We start from the raw sequence: 16,951 nt of genomic DNA, 5'->3' as shown, positions 1-16,951 counted from the left end.
AGCTGATACGGCATAAAGCCGAGAAGGGGTTTTGTTGCAGCAGATAGGTCATCGCTGCAACAAACGGACAAAGTTACTTGGGTAGCTTGGAAATTTCCGAGACTTTTTCGAAATCGGCGCCAACGCTGATGATAAAACTGGTGACTTGCTCGATACTCATGTCCGACTTGATCACTTTCGATTCGTGGATAATCACCGCAAAACCCGAGGTGGGATTGGGCGATGTCGGCACAAACAACACATAACGGTCTTCGGTCTTGTTGGTGACATAGGCCGGCACCCAAATGCCATCCTTGGGATATTCGATATAAACCACTTCGCGCGGCTCTTGCAGCTGATGCCCGGCGATCATATTCACCAGTTTTTTGGTGACGCGATAAATGGTGCTCAACAAGGGAATACGCTCGACCAGGTGTTCAAACATCGCGATGATGGAAAACCGGCCCATGCTCACCCGACCTCCCACATAGGTAATGGTCGCGAAGCTGGCGGCAAACAACAAAAATGTCACCAGATAATTATCGGAATAACCGTAAACGAATTGAAACAAATCGGTCAGTCGGTCTTTCACGAACAACACGATTTGTACAATCACCATAATCGGTATAAACGCCAGAATGCCGATCAGGGTGTGATTAAGGATTTTCTTCATGATGCGCCTACCTTTTTAGTTATAGTTGTTAAGAAACCAGGTTTTATCAGAGTTATGCCGGTTAAGGAAGCCTAAACGTAATCGGCGCATTCGAAAGTACCTCACTGTACTCAAGGTAACATTTTGTATAGGCCGCGCGTGGCGATGGCCATAACCGGTAACAGTAAGCCGGTCAAGCACAACAACGAGCTTAACGTGTTTTCACTGGCACTGGCATCCCAAATAGTCAGCGAACTGTTCAAGGAGATATTGGACGGCGCCAAAAACGGAAACATGGAAACACCCATGGTCAGAATTACCATAACCACCATCACGGCACTGGCCAGTAGCGCCCAATAAGCCTTATCCAGACGGGACAGCACCAACGCGGCTATCCCGCAAACAAAGGCCAACGCCGGCAACGCCCACAAGGCCGGCTCGTGCTCGTAATTGTCCAACCACAAACCATCGCCGCGCTTCACAAATTTGGTCAAGGGATTGGAAACGCCATTCGGCAGAATGTCGGTACTGACGTGATAGCCTTCCAGATGGGTAATCCAGCCACCCGCCAAGGCAAACAACACTAAAAAACCAATGCCAGTGGACATCGCGAGGGCTTTGCTACGCTGATAAAGGTCGTCTTGGGTATGCGTTTGCAAATAAATAGCGCCATGCGTTGTCAATAATGCCACGCAGGTAGCGCCAACCAGTGATGCAAACGGACTGAATAGACCGGAAAAACTACCCAGAAAGGCAATATGCATGTCGCTGGCCAAATGAAAAGGCACGCCTTTTAACAGATTGCCAACCATCACGCCCAGCAATGCCGCAGGCAGCAAACCACTAATAAACAAGGCTTTATCCCATTTTTCCAGCCAGGTCTCGGGGCCAATACTCGCTCTGAAATATAAGCCGAAAGGCCGTACAAACAGCGACAGCAGCGTCAATAACAATAAAGACTGAAAACTGGCAAAGCTCGCCGCATACACCGTCGGCCAACCGGCAAACAACACTCCCACACTTACCAGCAGCCAAACCTGATTGCCTGTACTGGTGGGCGCCAATCTGGCAACTAGACCGGCGCGCTGCGGTTCGGAGGCATTTAAAAACGGTAGCAGTATGCTGACGCCGATTTCGATACCGCTGCTCAGTGCAAAACCGATGACAAACAAGCCCAACACGCCCCAACAGACCAGACGCAGCATTTCATAATCAAGCCACATAACTTGGCTCCTGCTCAATCGGCAACACGTCGGCGCTGCCTTGCTCGATAAATTTTAAAGTTAACATCACTGCCAAGGCCAACAGCCCGGCATACGCCACAGCGTAAGCGGCAAGACTGATGATTAAGTCAATGTTGCTCAGCGTGGATACACCTTGCCAGGTGGGTAAAATGTCCGCGACCAGCCAAGGCTGCCGGCCAAATTCCGAGATAAACCAGCCACTAGCACTCGCCAACCACGGTAAAGGTAAGGCATAAAGACTGACTTTAAATAACCAGGCATGGCGCCAACCGATAATATTGACGGCATTCGCCGCTGCAAACAGAACCAACAGCAAAACACCAGCGGCGATCATCAGCCTATATCCCCCATATAGTGGAGTGGAAGCCGGCACGCTGGCGTGCACGGCTTGTTCTATCTGCCCCGGACTGGCATCGGTCACGCTCTCTCGCCAACGTTTCAGCAATAAGGCATATCCCAAATCGATTTTGGCAGCGGCAAACGCCGCCAGCAATTCCGGTTCCTTTTTGTCATCGCGCAATTCTTGCAGCAAGGCATAGGCTTTTACGCCATTGCCGATGCGCTGGCGATTTTGTTCCACAGCCGCATCATTGGGCAGACCGTTAATTGCCGCCAGCTTGTTATGCTGCATAACGCCGGAGCCATAAACGCTGGAATCACCTATCGCCATGGTGGCAATCACCGTCACCAAACCGAATACGGCCGCAATACGGTAAGAACGCCGCGCCAATTCGGTTTCGCGCTGCTTGAGTAAGTAGTAAGCACTGATAGCCAACACAAAACCAGCAGCCACTACATAACTGGCCAGCAAGCTATGCACAAATTTCGCCCACGCCAAAGGATTGCTCAGCACCTGAGACAAATCGATCAACTCCAGCCGCAGTGTTTGGGTGTTTAACTCCGCACCCAGCGGATTTTGCATCCAGCCGCTGGCCAGCAGAAAACCGAATAAACTCAAATGACAGCCGATAGCGATTAGCCAGGTGACACAAAGGTGCGCCCCCTTGCCCAAGCACTGCCAACCAAACAAAAACCAGCCCAACCCATTGGCGGCTATAAATAAGCCGGCAAAACCCAGCAATAAAGGGATGGCAAATACGTCGCCGACATAATGCGAAAAATACGACCAATTGGCACCGAATTGACAGGCTATCGCCAGAGAAGAAGCGATGCTCAAGCCAAAACCGATGGCGAACAGTTTGCCCCAAAACTGCGCCATCCGCTGGTGGATACCCTGCCCGCTGACGACAAACCAGGATTCCATGCCTGCCAACAATAGCGACAAACCCAGCGTCAACGGTACGACTAGAAAATATTGCACAGCATGCAGCGCAAACTGCGCCCGCGATAACGCAACAACCGTTTCGGAAATCATCCCCACTCCTCGGTCAAGCTCAAAATGCCGGCAATTATAGAGTTATCCGCTTGCTTGTCTGCGATTTTCTCGACTGCCTCGCATTAAATCCGCTGTGAAAAACTGGAGAATGCAGACTACTGCTATACACTTTTCTTTCACCTACACAGATAGCAAATCCTCATGGGCCATACTCCGCGCTGTATCGTTGGACTAAAAATCGTTGGCATAGCCCTTTTGTACGCGCTGTTGGCCAAACTGGTACTGGCTTTTTTTTCCGACAACGGCAACGTCACGCTGGTTTGGTTTCCTGCCGGCCTGGGTATGGCCACCTTTCTGTTAGGCGGTAAGCGCTATTGGCCGGGTGTGTTTATTGGCGCATTTGTTGGCGGTATGCTGGTCGACGACGCCTGGCTAATTTCGGTCTGTATCGCTATCGGCAATACCCTGGAACCCTGGATTGGCGCCTGGTTACTACTCGGCAACCCGAATTTCTCCTTATCGCTACGTCAGCCTCGCGATTTTGCCTGGCTGACGCTGATAGGCATCATCACCGCCTGTTTCAGTGCGCTGATCGGCCCCATGACCTTGCTTTTAAACAAGTATCTGCCACCGGAAGCTTTACTGCCCAGCATGCTGCACTGGTGGATGGCCGACGTCTTGGGCATTGCCTTGGTCACGCCTTTGATTTTGGTCTGGCGAAACAGGCCGAAGAACTGGTTCGCCCCCAAACGCTTGTTGGAAACACTAGCGTTTTTAGGACTAAGTTTTCTGAGCGGCCAAGCAGTGTTTTTAAGCTGGTTTCCAAACCTGCTGAGCGTTTACGGCCAAGCCTATTGGGCCTTCCTGTTTATCGTATGGGCCGCGGTCAGATTCGGCCGTCACGGCGTATTGCTATTAATTACAATGACGGCCATTCAATCCCTGTGGGGCTTGCTGCATCAGTTAGGCCCATTTGCTACCGAAAACCTACAAAGCGGCCTACTAAATATCTGGTTTTATCTGTCCATCCTGGCGAGTGTCGGCTTACCGCTGGCCCTGACCTTATTCCATCAACAACAAACTAACCAAGCATTACAGCAGAGCGAAGCCCGCTTGAGTTTTGCATTGGAAACCATAGGCACCGGCGCTTGGGATCTGGATTTACAAGACTATTCGGTGCAACGCACAAACATACACGATCAAATATTCGGCTACAGCCAGCTGTTGCCGCAATGGACTTACCACACTTTTCTCGGCCATGTCGTACCGGAACATCGCGACATGGTCAATGCCGGTTTCCACACAGCGCGCGCCGCTCACAGCAATTGGGATTTCGAATGCCGCATTCGTCGAATCGACGGTGAAATCCGCTGGATTCGCGGCTCCGGTTGTCATCAGCTCGGCAACAGCACGCGCATGGCAGGCATTCTGCAAGACATCACCGAATACAAATTGGCCGACGAAGATGGGCAACTAGGCATGTTGTTTTATCAGAATTGCAACGAAGCGATGATGATCACCGACGCAGACGCCACCATCGTCTCGATTAACCCGGCATTCAGCCGCATTACCGGCTACCCCGCCGAGGACGTGATAGGCAAGAACGCCAGCATATTGGGCTCGGGCCGCCAGGACGAAAGTTTTTTCGAAGCCATGTGGCAAACCATCAATACCGTGGGGCAGTGGCAAGGCGAAATCTGGAATCGACGCCAAAACGGCGAACTGTATGTCGAGCAACTCAGCATCAACACCATTTTCGACAGCAACGGTATACCGCTGCGGCGCATTGGCCTGTTTTTCGATATTACTCAGCGCAAGCTGGGTGAGGAACAGCTGTGGAAACAAGCTAATCTTGATCCGCTAACCGGTATCGGCAATCGCCGCCTGTTTTACGACAGACTGGAGCAAGACATTAAAAAAGCGCAGCGCGGCGGCTGGTTCTTGGCACTGCTGGTGATAGACATCGAACACTTCAAAGAGATAAACGAACGCTTCGGCTATGCGAACGGTGATTGCATTTTGCAGGAAGCAGCGCAAAGGGTGCTGGCTAATGTGCGGGAAACCGATTTAGTCGCGCGGATGGATGGTGCGGCGTTTGCGATTATTCTGACCGAGCTGGAAAAAATCGGCAGCGTGGAGCGCATCGCGAAACTAATTATTCATAAACTCACCGAACCGTTTGCGCTGGAAGACGACATAGCCCAACTCAATTGCCGTATCGGTATCGCTATTTACCCTGATGATGCGGATACTACCGAAGTGCTGAAGCAATCGGCGATGGACGCCGCCAAAAAATGCGCGTCGCAAAGTTACAGATTCGCCAATCCGCCTACCGAACTCTAGCCGCCCCTCAGCACACACGTTGCCGCGGAAACACGCAGCGGAATTTGCTGCCTTTGCCCAGCTGACTTTCGATATCCAGCTTGGCATCATGCCTGACCAGCACATGCTTCACTATGGCCAAGCCCAGCCCCGTACCGGCGATTTTTTGATTGCGTTTAACTTCCGCGCGATAAAAGCGCTCGGTAATCCTGGGAATATCCACGCTGGCGATCCCATCGCCAAAGTCTTCCACCTCAAAATAAACGCTGCCATCCGGCTTACCGCGCCAACTCACTTTAACCGGCGAATCAGGCTGCGAATATTTCATTGCATTAACTAACAGATTACTGAACGCGCTGCGTAATTCCTCCATATCGCCACGCAGATTGGCTTGGCTGTCCACAATCAGCTCGACCCGGCGCTCGTCTCTTTCCAGTAGATCGCTTTCCTGACAAACCTGCGCCAGCAAGTCCTTTATCAGCACACATTCGAATTTTTTGGCCTTGCTTTCCAGGCGCGCCAGCAGCAGCAGATCGTCTATCAATACCTGCATGCGCTCGGTTTGCGCGGCCATGTTTTGGAAGGACCGCGTATAAGGACTATTGCCCTCATCCATTTCCTGCAGCGTTTCCAGATAGCCGCGCAGTACGGTGATCGGGGTGCGTAATTCATGGGAAACGTTAGCAACAAAATCGGTACGCATCCGCTCGATATTCTTTAGATGCGTCACATCCTGAGCCATTAACAAGCGCAGACCGACGCCATACGGAACGATGCCGATTTGCAAGAACATGTTTTCGTTGACCGGTGACGGGATACAGATTTTGTTATGGTAGTCCTGATCTTTCAGGTATTGAACGAATAGTGGATGACGCACCAGATTGGGAATTCGCTGGCCGTTATCCGACCTTTTCAGACCCAAAAAATCGTGGGCAACTTTATTGCTCCACTCAATCTCGCCGTAAACGCCCAACACCACAATCGCATCGGGTAAGGCGCTGGTAGACTTGCGAAAGCTATCCAGCATCTTGCCCAGCTTTTTCTTGCGGCGTTTCTGACTTTTACGGATTTTATACAGATGATAGTAAATATCTCCCCAGATCCCTTTAAAATCCGGCCGTTCACCAATCCCGCCCTGGCTCAGCCAACGCTCCAGCTTATTAACGCTGATGGTCTGCCTGATATACAGAAATAGCGTAATCGCCAATAAAAAATAACTGAAGTGCCCGACAAAAAAACTCAGCAGTACAGCCGGTATCAGTACAGCAACAGCGATATTTATTTCCCTCTGCCAACGCTGCATGAATAATCAGTTTGCCATCGAAAAGCGGTACCCGAAACCGCGTACGGTCTGAATCAGCTCCTCTCGACCGTATGTAGCCAGAATTTTGCGCAAACGGCGAATGTGCACATCGACGGTACGTTCCTCGATATACACGCTACGACCCCAGACCTGATCCAACAGATGGGTGCGACTGTAGACCTTATCGGGATTGGTCATAAAAAACTGCATTAATCTAAACTCGGTGGGACTGACTTCCAGACTGCGCCCGGCGATAGTCAGTTTATGTTGCTCGGCATCCAGAGTCAGGTCGCCGACACTAAGCTGGCCGGATTCCGATAGTTTGCCGCTGCGGCGCATCACGGCCTTGATCCGGGCGATGAGTTCTTTCGGCGAAAAAGGCTTGGTCACATAATCGTCGGCACCGATTTCCAAACCGCGAATCTTGTCCTCTTCCTCGCCGCGCGCGGTAAGCAAGATAATGGGTAAATCCTTGTAACCCGGTTCGTTTTTCAAGCGTCGAGCCAACTCCACACCGCTGATCCCCGGCAGCATCCAATCCAGAATAATTAGGTCCACCATGTTATCGGCCAGACTCTCCCTTGCCAGCTCGGCACTGCCAACGGCGATCACGCTCAGATTCGCCTGCTCCAACACCATAACCAGCATCTCCCTGATAGCTTCTTCGTCTTCCACGACCAGGATTTTCAAGTTCGACATAAGCATGTTTAGTCTAAAGGGTCCAAGGATTGAGCTAATTTAGCAGTGCTATATTACCATTTTGTGACAAAAAACCGGTCACCCCCCCGAAGCTATCTACCTTTACTAGCTCTCGACATAGGCAGCGCCATCGTGCCGCTATCGCCGACCGGTGCGGCGAACGCATCGGAAATCAAAGTGCTTACGTTGCCGCCAGTCAGCGCTGTTAAAAACGCTACAAGATCAGCGCTTTCCCGATCAGACAAACCCAGCGGCTTGAGCAAGGGCGACAAATTTTCGTTCACCGCGCCGCCTTGATTGTAAAACTTCACCACCTCCGCCAAAGTCGGCAGGGAACCGTTATGCATGTAGGGCGCACTGAGTGCGACGTTGCGCAGCGACGGGGTTTTGTAGGCCCAGCGGTCAGCGGGATTTTGGCTAATCTCGTAATAGCCCAAGTCGCCGGGTTTCTCGGCATTCAGACCTTTCAGATTGGCGCTATTCACGTCCACAAATACGCCTGGCGCCACTTGCACTTTTTGCTGTTCCGGAGACTTTTGCATGGACTCAGCATAGCCGATCCCTGTGTTATGCCGTTTTTGATCGGTAAATAAGGCAGACTTGTCGTCAAGCGTATGGCAAGCGCTGCAAGTGGCTTTGCCGGTAAACAAGCTAAAACCGCGCTGCGCTGCCTCGCTGAGTGCAGATTTCTGTTTTCCAAAATACCAACGATCGAACGGCGAATCAGCAGCATTCAAGGCGCGCTGATAGCTGGCCAAGGCCTGACCGATAGTTTCCATCGTCGGCCCTTTGTTAAAGGCCTTTTCAAACAACCCGCGATAATCGGCGCTGACTTTCAGCTTGTCCACCACATAACCAATTGACGGATTCGCCATCTCGTTATGCGCCAGCAATGGCCCCCAGGCTTGTTGCTCCAGACTGTTTTCCCGGCCATCGTGAAACAGCAATTGCGCGTAACCGACGTTATACAGAGACGGACTGTTACGCCGCACACTACGCCCTTCGATGCCCACCGCCGAGGTCATTTCGTTATTACTAAAGCCTTGTTCCGGGATATGGCAGATGGCACAGGAAAAGGTATTGTTCAGCGACAGCCGGCGGTCGAAAAACAACTTGCGGCCCAATTCGATTTTGGCGTTGGTCAGCGGATTGTCTTTCGGCACCGGTAACTTCGGCAAACCCAGCGGAGGTTTTTGAGCAAACTCAATCAGCTTTGCCGGAATGCCACGCCGCTGCGCCAACGCCAGTGAGCGGGTTTGGTAATCAGTCTGCTGGTAATTTTGTTTGTTGTCACCAGGCTGAAACAACATCTCCGCCTGGACCAGCCCCGGCGCGACTTCCGGCTTGGCATCGGCCAGCAAGGTCTTTACATCGTTGATCAGCGTGTCGGCGTGTAGAAAATCCACACTATAGATATTCCGGACGTTCTTGTCTTTGTCGATCAGATACACCCGCAACAAATGCGAAAACGTGCCGGTAAACTGGCCTTTATCATCGTAGACCTTTTGCACGTTTTGCTGGTAGCCGCCGAGGATGGGCTGCAAGCTGGCCTCGTCTTTGGTGGTCAAAAATTGCCAATCGAAGTCACCGGTTTTAAAACCCTCGCCGTAATGGCGCATCATCTCCGGGGTGTCTTGCGCGGGGTTAAAGCTCAGCGTCAACAACCTGAGTTTGTCCGCCAATTCCGGCTGTTTTTGCAATTGCCGGCTGATTTTGTGCAACACCTGAGTCGCCAGCGGGCAGCCGTTGACATCGCTGCAGGCGGCGTAGATGAAGCTGAGCAACACCAGCTTGTCGCCCATTAAGTCGTGGAGGTTTTTTGGTTGGTTGTTGCTGGTTATTACTTGGCCGTCGGCAGCTTTGGTGATGACTGGCAGCGTGTAGGTGCCGGGTTTTGCGGGTTCAAATGGTAATGCGGTGTAGCCGGGGGCTAAGGGTTTGGTTTCTTGAGCTTGGCTTAATGGCGTTACCAAGTTAAAGAGAAAGCATAGTAACGCTATCGTTCCCATGCTCCAGCGTGGGAATGCCGCGGCGGACGCTCCAGCGTCGGCTTTCAGACAAGATAAACTACGGCGATAAGGGAGCTTCATTAGATTGCTGTTTACTCTTGAGGTGGTGTCGCTACCGCGACGGCTTTATTTAATGTCGGGTCTCGGCCCGACAGCCGAGATACTTTCGCTACGAAAACCGTCCCTGGTTTTCGCCCTGCGGGCCAGCCTATCGGCTGTTCAAATTCGCTCCAGGCGAATTTGTGCTTGGCCAAAAGAAAGTATCCAAAGAAAAGGCGACCCGGATGCCGCTTTTTTCCTGCGCGCCGAAGCTTTTGAACGGGGTTGCCGAAAGGGGCTTCCTGCCCCTTCGGCAACGCGATGCATCCCTGCATCGCCCCTACGGGCTGCTCACTCGGTACATCCATGTACCTTGCCCTTCGGGTGCTGCGCATGCAAATCGGCTATCCTGCCGATTTGTCCGTCCAAAAGCTCCGGTGCTCGGCGCGACATACGGGAGGAAAACCCTCTCGGGATCAAAATTTCAATGCATGATCTGCGCGAGCGCCATGAGTTTTTACAATGGAATACCCTTACGATCCCTTAGCCTACTTCCAATCCGGAAAGAACGGATCAATTTAGCAACTTCGACCATTTCAGTAGTGTTCTCAATTTTTGCAGCAAACCCCATTCGCCGAACGACAGCAGGCAAGTGAAAAGTCCAATACAAACTCATCAGTGGATTTATAAATAATTCGCTACCACTGGTTCGAGATGTCACTTGGTGATCCCCAAATTCACCCTTTATCGCGCTAGCAACGGAATTTGTAACAATAGAATGCCTAACGCGCATATTTTGATTTAGATAATCAACCAATTCCAGGAACCCTCTGCCCTCATACATATCCTTGGTTAAAGAAAAAGCTCCCAAATAGCCATCGTCCTTGATTAGAGTCGCAATATTTTCAAGACAGGCGTGGTGATTGACATCGTGGAAATGATCTATTCCAAAACCTACCATCGCCATTAAACTTTGTTTTACGGTTACGCCATTGGCAGCAATCATTGAACATGCGTCTTCAACAACTGTTCCTATCCCCGGTTCATCCCCAAAAATCAGACTGTCGGTACCGCCATCAACCAATACCAGCGTATCGATTTGATGACGTTCAACTATTTCGGCGTATGCACTTCTTAAGGGTAAGACGCCAATTTCATTCGAAAACGCATACATTGCCGGCTCTTCTCCCCGAGACGACAACCACTCCAAAATGTACCTCTCTGGAAAATACGGCAAGTCGGCAGATCGTTTGTTGACAAGATAAGCGCCAGGGCGAATTTCTTCACATTTAGAAAAACCCAACGCTGTGAAAGAAAGATTGGCCATCGCCACTTGCTTACCAAGGCGACGCAAATATAGGTAAATGGGGACGCCACTGACAATGTCGAATCCTCCGCCAACCCCAGCAATTAAAAAGCGTTGCCCATTTGCCAACGCATCGAAAAATGGAATGTTCACGTAAAACCTTTTGCTAAGTTAGTGCGGTAGGGTACGCCCTGCGCACCTACTTTATGCTTTGAACAAGCAATGAATTCAAGATGGTACGCGATGTGTACTCTACCTCTCACATAAATCTCCTAATCACCTTCCAATCTCCAGGTGAGGTTTTCCTCCCGTATGCCGCGCCGAGCACCGGAGCTTTTATCGAGATCAGCCCGAAGGGGTGCGGCAGGGATGCCGCACGTCGGCGGAGGGGCTGGGAAGCCCCTTCTGCCGACCCTCGATAAAAGCTTCGGTGCGCAGGGAAAAGCGGCGTCCGGGTGTCTTTTCTTTTGGATACTTTTCTTTGGCCAAACAAAGAAAAGTATCGCGGTTGTCTGTCCGCGAACCGACATTAAATTAAGCCGTCGCGACAGCGACACTAACTATTCTTGCCCCTCGCTGCCTATAACTTCTCCACCAACAAAATCATTGGTACACATCCTTGCGATGCCCAATTTTTATGACTTGGATAATCAAGCGGCTATCCAAAACCGAATACACCACACGGTAATCGTTTACTCGGATTCGATAACTATGTTCGGTTCCTACTAACTTTTTGCACCCATTAGGCCGCGGATCGTCGGCAAGCGCTCTAATTTGTGTAACGACCTTTTCGGCAATCGACTTAGGCAATTGCGACAACTCCTTTTGCGCGCTCCGCTTTATCTCTAGGACATAGACCGTCATAAGCCTATTTCTGACAACGCCGCCTCAAATGGAATATTGGGTTCGTCTTTTCGTTCAGCAATTGCGGCTAAATCAGCCAAGTCTTCCATGAGTTCTTGATAGTCGGCGATTGGCAGAATGACTGCCGTTTTTTCGCCATTCGCATTGGTAATAAACTGAGGTTGAGCATTCATGACTATTCTCCACGACACACGACTAACACATTCTTATTTCGCCTCTCAGATAATACTGCATACCTCGTGACCTTTATAAAAAACATCATAAAGTTAGGTAGGGTACCCGATGCGTACCCTATCGCTAATGCGCCCTACGATACTTGGGACGGGGTTCCTCCCGTATGCCGCGCCGAGCACCGAAGCTTTTATCGAGATCAGCCCGAAGGGGCAGCGCATGGATGCGCTGCGTCGGCGGAGGGGCTGGGAAGCCCCTTCTGCCGACCCTCGATAAAAGCTTCGGCGCGCAGGAAACAAGCGGCGTCCGGGTGGCCTTTTCTTTGGATACTTTCTTTTGGCCAAGCAAAAGAAAGTATCTCGGCCGTCGGGCCGAGACCCGACATTAAATTAAGCCGTCGCGATAGCGACACTAAAAAGCCTCCTAAGGCGCTTTACCATACAAAGAATATGCCCCAAACCGCATCTGATGAGCCCGGCCCAGTTTCTCTTTATTGAAATCAATCGAGAACTGCTCGGTCAACTTGCTACCGTCCCAGCTATAGGCTTTGAAGAACTGCTCGTTGTCCGCGCCTTTCTTATCCCAATTAGCCAGCAGCGAAGAGGTGTAATACAAACGCTTGCCGTCCCAGCTCGACGACACCATATTCACTTGCGCGCCGATTTTTTGCTCGAACACTTGCTTAGGGTGGAACGGGTCGCTGATGTCGAAGCGGCGAGTCATGCCGTCCATGAAGGTGTTAACCCACAGGGTTTTGTCGTCGCTGGAAATGGAGATGTCCACCGGCAGCGGGATTTTGGCGGGTTCGCCGATGTCCGCCACATCCTTGGCCTGCCATTCGCCCTTGTCGTCTTGATGAATCAGCCAGATTTTCGAAGTCAGCGCGGTGCTGGTGAAGCAGTAGTTGTGGTCTTCCGCCCAGGCGCAACGGACTTCCAGAGGCGCACCGGGTACGTCGAAGACTTTCTTCGGTTGGCGGCTATGTAAATCCCACTGCACCACGGTGTTACCAAAGCGTTTCATCGCTTCCGGGTCGGCCAGCATTTTGCCGAAGTCCATCATGTAATTCGACCAGCCGGTAAACGACGAGGTCAGCATCAGGTTTTTGCGCGGCAATACCCGCACATCGTAGTTATAGCCGTCCGCGTATTTGCCGGATTTGATCGCACCTTCCAGATTGCTGTCGGTCGGCAGCCAGTAGGTGGCGATGTAGTCGCCGGCGTTGCTGTATTCCACAATCGCGGTGCGGCCGCCGTGGTCTTTGTTGTTGGACAGGCCGGTGATGATCATCCGCCCCGGCAAGGCGTACAAGCTGTGCGGGCCGACCACGCCGCCACTTTTGGCAACGAAATCGGTGATGGTTTTGCTCAGCTTAGGCTTGGCGGGGTCGGTGGCCACGTCGAAGATGAAAATCTTGTTGGTATCCAGACCGCCGGCCCATAGAAATTTGCGGTCATCGGTAAAGTCGGAATGGTGGGCTTCGTTACGACCACCCACCGACAGGCTGCCAATGACCTTGCCGTATTGCTTGGACTTGGGATTAACGTCGACGGTGACCAACTTGTCCTGCTCATCGCCGACGCCTTCCGCGCCCAAGGTCCAGATGTATACAAAATCTTCCTGGCCGGTAATTTTCGCCATGTACGGCGAGGCGCAGGTTTCGTCGGCGTTGGCCGACAGGCTGGCGGTGCCGAGTAGTAACGCGGCGGTGAAGGTGCTTAGTTTAAATGTCATGGTGTTCTCTCCCCTGGTTGTTGTTATCGTTCCTACGCTCCAGCGTGGGAATGCATGTTGAACCGCTCTGCGGTTCGGGGACGCTAGAGCGTCCCAGGCCTGGTTCCCATTTATGCCCGGCGGGTACACCGGAGCGTGGGAACCATAAACTCAGCTTAATCGCCCGTAGTCGGGTCGATGATGCTGGTAATTTGTTCGATCCGATTGGCCGGAAACCCACCTTGCTCGGCATGCTCGCGAATCGCTTGTTCGCTGTCGGCGATGTAGACGCAATAGACTTTATCGCCGGTCACATAGCTATGCAGCCATTGAATCTGCGGCCCCATATTCCGAAGCACACCGCAGGATTTTTGCGAAATGCCTTGCAACTCGGCTGGCGTCAGCTTGCCCGCGCCGGGAATGTCGCGTTCGATAATGTACTTGGGCATGATGATCTCCTAATAAATGACCGGTCGTCTAATTTACCGGCGTTAAAAAATGCTGCCGGGTGGGCAGCGGTTTTTATTTGTCACGTCTGATTTACGATTTAATCCTATGCTTCCAATAACCCGGTTCTTGCCGCATATGCATCACGGCGAGGATGTATATTGCATCCTCTCGAACACTGTAAACAATACCGAAAGGAAAGTGAGGTAGTTTACATTTGCGAACATCGTCCGCTAGTTTCCGATACAGCAATGGCCGGTAAGCGATTTTCGCTGCCGCGTCCTCGATTGCATCGACAAAACGCTGTCCCAACTCCGCTTGTTTCTCCCGATAGTACAAGGTAGCGGCATTCGCTTCGGTCAATGCCTCATCATTCCAAACAACACGCATTAGGCAAGGCTTGCGCGCAGTTGAGCCATTGCTGATTCGTGATCGACGAGTCGAGCCGTTCCGCTATCAATGGCAGCACAACGGCGCTGAATTTCTTCCTGCCATGCTGCCGAGACGGGGAAGTCTTCCTCAAAATCCAAGGATTCCAATAGCGTTTCAGCAATGAAGGCGCGAATTGCAGGTTCCAATTGCATCGCGGCGTCGATGATGCATTTAGGGTCGTTGTTCATAATTCGTTGCTCCGGTGTAATATCCACATTTGTTACCTCTATACAAGTAGCGCTTCCTGCGTCCAACACGTCTAAGGTTCTTTAAGACTTTATCCGTTCCAACGGATTCTTTTGATCCCGCCAGTCCTGCAAGCTAATCGGACCGTCGGCCAAATCATCTACCAATATTTCCTTTCCATCAATGCGCACCCAAAAGGATTCCCAACGATGCATATGAGTTTCTTGACTCTCGAAGAAATCAACCGGCCAATATTGTTTTCCATCTACATCCTTTGGCTCTTTCGATGAAGTCAATATTGCGCCATGCACCTTACCTTGCGATTTTTGCTCTATGTAATCGGACCAAGCTTTGATTTCAGGAAGTTCATAAATCTTTGCTACCGCTGCATCAGAGGTAAGTGCTGAACTGATAGCTTTCGATTGTTTTAAGGGTTCCGTCGGGCTTTCTGAAACAGCAACTGTCACCTCTTCCAGCTTTTCAACACGTTCAACAACTGGTGGCGTTGATTTAGTTGAGGAACTTGTTTCCGATTGTTCGGAACATCCTCCTAAATATAAACATAATGGAAACAGGATAAATCGGATGTTCAAAAGATTCCTCCCAAAGAAAATGGCTCATAACAGTTATCAAAAAACTGAACCCATTCACACCCGAAAATAATCATCCAACAAATCCCGACAAACCGCCTGCAACGGCTCAACCGATTGCTCGACTTTCATCCTTAACAACGCCCCCTGCCAGCCGTTCAACATCAAATCCGCCATGCTCTTCGCCGAGCGATCCAGCCGCACCGAGCCTTGCTTTTGTCCGCGCTCCAACGCCGCTTGCTGCAAGGCACTGTAGCGACCGACGGCATCCAATAAGGCATCGCGGCATAAGGGACTGGTGTCACCGATCTCGCCCATCAGATTGCCCAGCAAGCAGCCGCCTTTGAAACCACTTATCGCCACTTCGCCGATCAAGCCGGTGTAATAGGCTTTCAAGGCGGCCAAACCGTCCAATTCCGGATTTTGCAGATGGCCGGACAAGCGCACGATGAAGGGTTCGATGTAATGGTGTATCGCTTCGGCGGCGAATTGCTCTTTGCTGCCGAAATAACTGTAAAACGAGCCTTTCGGGATTTGTACCGTATCCAGGATCTCTTTCAAACCGGTGGCGTGGTAGCCTTTTTCCAGCAGCAAGCTGACGCCCTGCTCCAGGAGCCTATCTTTTTTGAGCTGTTTGGGTGCCAATTTCGCCATGGGCTGCATTATGCGACCGGTCGTCTTATTTTGTAAATAAGTTTTTTCTAATTTTCTATAAAACTCCCCGCACTCAAGATAGAAAATGCTGTTCGGTTAAAAACCCATTGCCAGGATAAACCGTTGGCTGAGTGCAGCCGAAGCCAGCAAATTCGCTTCGACTCCGCTCAGCGAACGACATAATTTAACGGTATTGATTCTGCATGCCAGAGTGCGCGATGGCACTCCCTGGGGATTTAGACCTCTACTCCGATAAGCGCTTTCGGAACAAGCTGACCTGCCTAAAATGATTTTCAAGATCGCCAAACATCAACAAATTAGCGCCATTCGCCACGCCAACTAGCGATTTTTCCGCCCTAATATGCTATTTTGAACGCTCTGTTATTTTTCCCTACCCAACCAGCAACATGAGCATAAAATCAGACAAATGGATACGCCGCATGTCCGAGCAAACCGGCATGATAGAGCCGTTTCAGGCCGGGCAAGTCCGTGAATCCGCGCAAGGCCGCATCATTTCCTACGGCACCTCCAGTTACGGCTACGACGTACGTTGCTCCAACGAGTTTAAAATCTTTACCAACATCAATTCCACCATCGTCGACCCCAAAGACTTTGACGAAGGCAGCTTTGTCGATGTGAAATCCGATGTCTGCATCATTCCGCCCAATTCGTTTGCGCTAGCGCGCACCGTGGAGTTTTTCCGGATTCCGCGCGATGTGCTGGTGATCTGTCTGGGTAAATCGACCTATGCCCGCTGCGGCATTATCGTTAACGTCACCCCGTTGGAACCGGAGTGGGAAGGCCATGTGACTTTAGAATTTTCCAACACCACCCCTCTCCCCGCGAAAATCTACGCCAATGAAGGCGTCGCCCAGATGCTGTTTTTCGGCGGCGACGAAGTCTGCGAAACCTCTTATCGAGATCGCGGCGGCAAGTATCAAGGCCAAACCGGAGTAACCTTGCCCAAGGCTTGAGTGCCCAATTTTTTAAACGCCACCTCATATT

General features: G+C 51.3%; 17 protein-coding genes. 2 read left to right on the top strand and 15 right to left on the bottom strand.

Going from position 1 to position 16,951, the window contains the following annotated elements:
* Nucleotides 1–73: 73 nt before the first annotated feature.
* From EBA_RS02170 to EBA_RS02160, 3 genes are all read right to left on the bottom strand, one after another.
* Nucleotides 74–652 carry a DUF502 domain-containing protein gene (locus EBA_RS02170; protein WP_192372801.1) on the bottom strand — a complete coding sequence of 193 codons (579 nt, stop codon included), beginning with the start codon at nucleotides 650–652 and terminating at the stop codon, nucleotides 74–76.
* A 110-nt stretch (nucleotides 653–762) separates the two neighbouring features.
* A complete protein-coding gene (gene cydB / locus EBA_RS02165) occupies nucleotides 763–1,854 on the bottom strand; it encodes a cytochrome d ubiquinol oxidase subunit II (protein ID WP_192372799.1) in 1,092 nt (363 codons plus the stop codon).
* A complete protein-coding gene (locus EBA_RS02160) occupies nucleotides 1,844–3,250 on the bottom strand; it encodes a cytochrome ubiquinol oxidase subunit I (protein ID WP_192372797.1) in 1,407 nt (468 codons plus the stop codon). The genes cydB and EBA_RS02160 overlap by 11 nt, the downstream gene beginning before the upstream one ends.
* 162 nt (nucleotides 3,251–3,412) lie before the next feature.
* On the opposite strand from EBA_RS02160, the gene EBA_RS02155 reads away from it, so the two are divergent.
* Entirely contained in the window at nucleotides 3,413–5,554 is a 2,142-nt protein-coding gene (locus tag EBA_RS02155; RefSeq protein ID WP_192372795.1) for a sensor domain-containing diguanylate cyclase, read from the top strand.
* A 7-nt stretch (nucleotides 5,555–5,561) separates the two neighbouring features.
* Here the strand turns inward: EBA_RS02155 and phoR are convergent, their stop codons facing one another.
* From phoR to EBA_RS02095, 12 genes are all read right to left on the bottom strand, one after another.
* A complete protein-coding gene (gene phoR / locus EBA_RS02150; protein ID WP_192372793.1) occupies nucleotides 5,562–6,836 on the bottom strand; it encodes a phosphate regulon sensor histidine kinase PhoR in 1,275 nt (424 codons plus the stop codon).
* Between the two features lie 6 nt (nucleotides 6,837–6,842).
* On the bottom strand, nucleotides 6,843–7,535 hold the full coding sequence (gene phoB / locus EBA_RS02145) for a phosphate regulon transcriptional regulator PhoB (RefSeq protein WP_192372791.1): 693 nt from the start codon (nucleotides 7,533–7,535) through the stop codon (nucleotides 6,843–6,845).
* 92 nt (nucleotides 7,536–7,627) lie between these two features.
* The gene (locus tag EBA_RS02140) at nucleotides 7,628–9,544 is read right to left on the bottom strand and encodes a cytochrome c peroxidase (RefSeq protein WP_192377142.1); all 1,917 of its coding nucleotides are present in this window, start codon (nucleotides 9,542–9,544) and stop codon (nucleotides 7,628–7,630) included.
* 556 nt (nucleotides 9,545–10,100) lie between these two features.
* Nucleotides 10,101–11,042 (bottom strand): DUF1152 domain-containing protein, encoded by a 942-nt coding sequence (locus EBA_RS02135; RefSeq protein ID WP_192372789.1) that lies wholly within the window; start codon nucleotides 11,040–11,042, stop codon nucleotides 10,101–10,103.
* A 450-nt stretch (nucleotides 11,043–11,492) separates the two neighbouring features.
* Entirely contained in the window at nucleotides 11,493–11,753 is a 261-nt protein-coding gene (locus tag EBA_RS02130; RefSeq protein WP_192372787.1) for a type II toxin-antitoxin system RelE family toxin, read from the bottom strand.
* The gene (locus EBA_RS02125; RefSeq protein WP_192372785.1) at nucleotides 11,750–11,926 is read right to left on the bottom strand and encodes a type II toxin-antitoxin system prevent-host-death family antitoxin; all 177 of its coding nucleotides are present in this window, start codon (nucleotides 11,924–11,926) and stop codon (nucleotides 11,750–11,752) included. Before EBA_RS02125 ends, EBA_RS02130 begins: the two co-directional genes overlap by 4 nt.
* Nucleotides 11,927–12,347: 421 nt before the next feature.
* Nucleotides 12,348–13,658 (bottom strand): methanethiol oxidase, encoded by a 1,311-nt coding sequence (gene mtoX / locus EBA_RS02120; RefSeq protein ID WP_192372783.1) that lies wholly within the window; start codon nucleotides 13,656–13,658, stop codon nucleotides 12,348–12,350.
* A gap of 155 nt (nucleotides 13,659–13,813) precedes the next feature.
* The gene (locus tag EBA_RS02115) at nucleotides 13,814–14,086 is read right to left on the bottom strand and encodes a DUF4242 domain-containing protein (RefSeq protein ID WP_192372781.1); all 273 of its coding nucleotides are present in this window, start codon (nucleotides 14,084–14,086) and stop codon (nucleotides 13,814–13,816) included.
* A 91-nt stretch (nucleotides 14,087–14,177) separates the two neighbouring features.
* Entirely contained in the window at nucleotides 14,178–14,474 is a 297-nt protein-coding gene (locus tag EBA_RS02110) for a type II toxin-antitoxin system RelE/ParE family toxin (protein ID WP_192372779.1), read from the bottom strand.
* Complete coding sequence (locus EBA_RS02105; protein ID WP_192372777.1) at nucleotides 14,474–14,704, bottom strand: addiction module protein; 231 nt, start codon at nucleotides 14,702–14,704, stop codon at nucleotides 14,474–14,476. The genes EBA_RS02110 and EBA_RS02105 overlap by 1 nt, the downstream gene beginning before the upstream one ends.
* A gap of 81 nt (nucleotides 14,705–14,785) precedes the next feature.
* Entirely contained in the window at nucleotides 14,786–15,295 is a 510-nt protein-coding gene (locus EBA_RS02100; protein WP_192372775.1) for a hypothetical protein, read from the bottom strand.
* Nucleotides 15,296–15,349: 54 nt separating this feature from the next.
* A complete protein-coding gene (locus tag EBA_RS02095; RefSeq protein WP_192372773.1) occupies nucleotides 15,350–15,946 on the bottom strand; it encodes a TetR/AcrR family transcriptional regulator in 597 nt (198 codons plus the stop codon).
* A 407-nt stretch (nucleotides 15,947–16,353) separates the two neighbouring features.
* On the opposite strand from EBA_RS02095, the gene dcd reads away from it, so the two are divergent.
* Complete coding sequence (dcd, locus tag EBA_RS02090) at nucleotides 16,354–16,920, top strand: dCTP deaminase (protein WP_192372771.1); 567 nt, start codon at nucleotides 16,354–16,356, stop codon at nucleotides 16,918–16,920.
* Nucleotides 16,921–16,951: the final 31 nt, after the last annotated feature.

Source organism: Methylomonas albis (assembly GCF_014850955.1).
GTDB classification, from domain to species: Bacteria; Pseudomonadota; Gammaproteobacteria; order Methylococcales; family Methylomonadaceae; genus Methylomonas; species Methylomonas albis.
Note: the sequence above shows the minus strand (reverse complement) of the source record. Positions and strands in the feature narration are given on the sequence as shown.

Bases quoted from the DNA above. Each gene is read 5' to 3' on its own strand.
- EBA_RS02170 (WP_192372801.1), bottom strand. From the start codon at position 652: ATGAAGAAAATCCTTAATCACACCCTGATCGGCATTCTGGCGTTTATA.
- cydB (WP_192372799.1), bottom strand. From the start codon at position 1,854: ATGTGGCTTGATTATGAAATGCTGCGTCTGGTCTGTTGGGGCGTGTTG.
- EBA_RS02160 (WP_192372797.1), bottom strand. From the start codon at position 3,250: ATGATTTCCGAAACGGTTGTTGCGTTATCGCGGGCGCAGTTTGCGCTG.
- EBA_RS02155 (WP_192372795.1), top strand. From the start codon at position 3,413: ATGGGCCATACTCCGCGCTGTATCGTTGGACTAAAAATCGTTGGCATA.
- phoR (WP_192372793.1), bottom strand. From the start codon at position 6,836: ATGCAGCGTTGGCAGAGGGAAATAAATATCGCTGTTGCTGTACTGATA.
- phoB (WP_192372791.1), bottom strand. From the start codon at position 7,535: ATGTCGAACTTGAAAATCCTGGTCGTGGAAGACGAAGAAGCTATCAGG.
- EBA_RS02140 (WP_192377142.1), bottom strand. From the start codon at position 9,544: ATGGGAACGATAGCGTTACTATGCTTTCTCTTTAACTTGGTAACGCCA.
- EBA_RS02130 (WP_192372787.1), bottom strand. From the start codon at position 11,753: ATGACGGTCTATGTCCTAGAGATAAAGCGGAGCGCGCAAAAGGAGTTG.
- EBA_RS02125 (WP_192372785.1), bottom strand. From the start codon at position 11,926: ATGAATGCTCAACCTCAGTTTATTACCAATGCGAATGGCGAAAAAACG.
- mtoX (WP_192372783.1), bottom strand. From the start codon at position 13,658: ATGACATTTAAACTAAGCACCTTCACCGCCGCGTTACTACTCGGCACC.
- EBA_RS02115 (WP_192372781.1), bottom strand. From the start codon at position 14,086: ATGCCCAAGTACATTATCGAACGCGACATTCCCGGCGCGGGCAAGCTG.
- EBA_RS02110 (WP_192372779.1), bottom strand. From the start codon at position 14,474: ATGCGTGTTGTTTGGAATGATGAGGCATTGACCGAAGCGAATGCCGCT.
- EBA_RS02105 (WP_192372777.1), bottom strand. From the start codon at position 14,704: ATGAACAACGACCCTAAATGCATCATCGACGCCGCGATGCAATTGGAA.
- EBA_RS02095 (WP_192372773.1), bottom strand. From the start codon at position 15,946: ATGGCGAAATTGGCACCCAAACAGCTCAAAAAAGATAGGCTCCTGGAG.
- dcd (WP_192372771.1), top strand. From the start codon at position 16,354: ATGAGCATAAAATCAGACAAATGGATACGCCGCATGTCCGAGCAAACC.